Here is a 1,843-nt window from a genome sequence, read left to right on the forward strand (position 1 = left end):
GAGATAGTCCACCGGGTGGCCGTCGCCAAGCTGGAGGCCCTTTTGATAAAGCGTCGGCTGGTAAAAAGAGGTTTTGGAGCCGCCATAAACCGTGCGCCCAAGCTGTAGCGTGGATTCTGGACACGATCCGGTATCGGTCGATCGCATTCCGGCCAGATTGCATCTTTCGATGAACTTGAGCCGGCACTCCGCGAAGTCCGCGAGGAAGTCCAATCGGACATCTGCTCTTCCCACTCCGTGAGGCAGATTTGCTGCTCTTGTGAGTTCCGCGATTTTGGGAGAAAACGAGCCAGTGCCCGCAACATTTGGGCCGTGGTCATCGCCATTTTTACCGCCGTAATGAATGAGAAGAGAGCCACCACGCCCCCCGGTTTTTAAGGCCCATCCATAGCCTTTCAGCTTTGGCGATTCGACGACCAGAGGATTTTCTGAAGTGAAAGGCTCAAGAACCTCTAAAAGGTCTTTTAGGCCAACTGGCGAGCTGTACTGATACCAGTCGAAAACGGGTTCAAGAGGTGTGCCATCAGGTGTTTTCATTATTTTGACCCCCCTGTTAGTAGGTGGGGGTCAGAAGGCCCGGTGTTGCGCTTTCTCGCATCCGCAGCCGAACGCTTCGCATCCGGCGACGGACCCGAAACGCGCCCTTTGGCTTTCGGACCGGAATCCTCGCTCTTCAGTTTGGAAAGCATCTTGGAATAGTCGTCTTGAGCCCTCACGAGGCCGCCCATGACTTCAACCGTCGCATTTGATAGGTCTTGGACTAAAGAGTCTTGTAGACGCTTGGGAGCGGCTTTAGCAAGCTCACAAAGCTCTGCAACCTTCAGAAGCTGAGGCAAAGTTGCAGCAATTAACTCTGCAACGACCGTAGCGCGAGGCGTGTCTGTAGATTTTGCGAACCGGTCAAGAATTGCCAGCTGCTCAGGCTCAAGCGTTATTGAAATTCGTGGTTTGAGAGTTGGCATTAATTTGTATCCGGTGATTCTTTTAGATGATAGTGCATCACCTAAAGGAACACAAACACTGTTTTTCACGGCGCGTGATTTAGCCAAGTGCAATGCAAAAACCCCGCCACGCGTAGCCGCACGGAAGGGTTCGATCTGCTTAATTCGGGTTCAGTACCGCTTCGCTACATGGCTGGCGCCATCAAGACAGGACGGGCCGCGCATGTTCATGAACCGCCATCATGTAGGCCCTTGCTTTTGCCTGAATTTTCTCGAAACGACCTTCGACGACATACAACCAGGTCGGTGTAACTTCGCCAGCTGCCTCACCTGTCATTTTGAGAATGTTGTCTAGGTCTAAAAGCTCGTTTTCGAGGTGGACTCGTGCTTCATCAATAAAATTCATTGCAGCCATGATTGAACTCCTGTTTAGTTCGGTTGTGGTCAGAGCCAGGTGGATGTTTCCGCATCTTCCCGGCTCGTTTTAATTCGGTATCCGCGCGTTTATGTGGTTCGGTCCTCCGCAAGTAATGCCAGGTCGTGATAGATCTGATTTCCAACAGCAGCCGGAGAGCCGTGATCTTCGAACAGTTCGCGGAAAACCTTCCCGTACTGCACCAGCATCCAGTGGTACGGCGAAAGTTCTTTAGGCTGACGATTCAGCTTGTATGCCGCAGCCGCCAGCCCGGCAATTGATTCAGACAAATCTCTGGCAACTGGACGCAGGCCGATCATGTCGAGCGGTGAAGCTGACGAAAGTTGGCTTTTTTCGAGAGACTTGGAAGGCGCAAACCGATGTTCCAGCCTGAGATAGTCCACCGGGTGGCCGTCGCCAAGCTGGAGGCCCTTTTGATAAAGCGTCGGCTGGTAAAAAGAGGTTTTGGAGCCGCCATAAACCGTGC

Annotated in this window: 4 protein-coding genes; all 4 read right to left on the reverse strand. The window is 52.6% G+C overall.

Annotated features, from left to right (window positions below; translation table 11 throughout):
- A partial coding sequence (locus IWX85_RS20080; protein ID WP_196870976.1) for a hypothetical protein occupies nt 1-537 on the reverse strand: 537 nt, incomplete at its 3' end.
- Nucleotides 537-1,031, reverse strand: coding sequence for a hypothetical protein (locus IWX85_RS20085; RefSeq protein ID WP_196870977.1), 495 nt, complete (start codon nt 1,029-1,031; stop codon nt 537-539). The genes IWX85_RS20085 and IWX85_RS20080, both read right to left, overlap by 1 nt.
- 112 nt (nt 1,032-1,143) lie before the next feature.
- Nucleotides 1,144-1,356 carry a hypothetical protein gene (locus IWX85_RS20090; RefSeq protein ID WP_196870978.1) on the reverse strand — a complete coding sequence of 71 codons (213 nt, stop codon included), beginning with the start codon at nt 1,354-1,356 and terminating at the stop codon, nt 1,144-1,146.
- Between the two features lie 89 nt (nt 1,357-1,445).
- Nucleotides 1,446-1,843: hypothetical protein (locus tag IWX85_RS20095; protein ID WP_196870979.1), on the reverse strand; the 398-nt coding region annotated here is incomplete at its 5' end.

Origin of the sequence: Polaromonas sp. CG_9.11 (assembly GCF_015752225.1) — a bacterium.
Taxonomy (GTDB): Bacteria; Pseudomonadota; Gammaproteobacteria; order Burkholderiales; family Burkholderiaceae_C; genus Polaromonas.

Coding starts and splice junctions, on each gene's coding strand:
- IWX85_RS20090 (WP_196870978.1), bottom strand. CDS start 1,356: ATGGCTGCAATGAATTTTATTGATGAAGCACGAGTCCACCTCGAAAAC.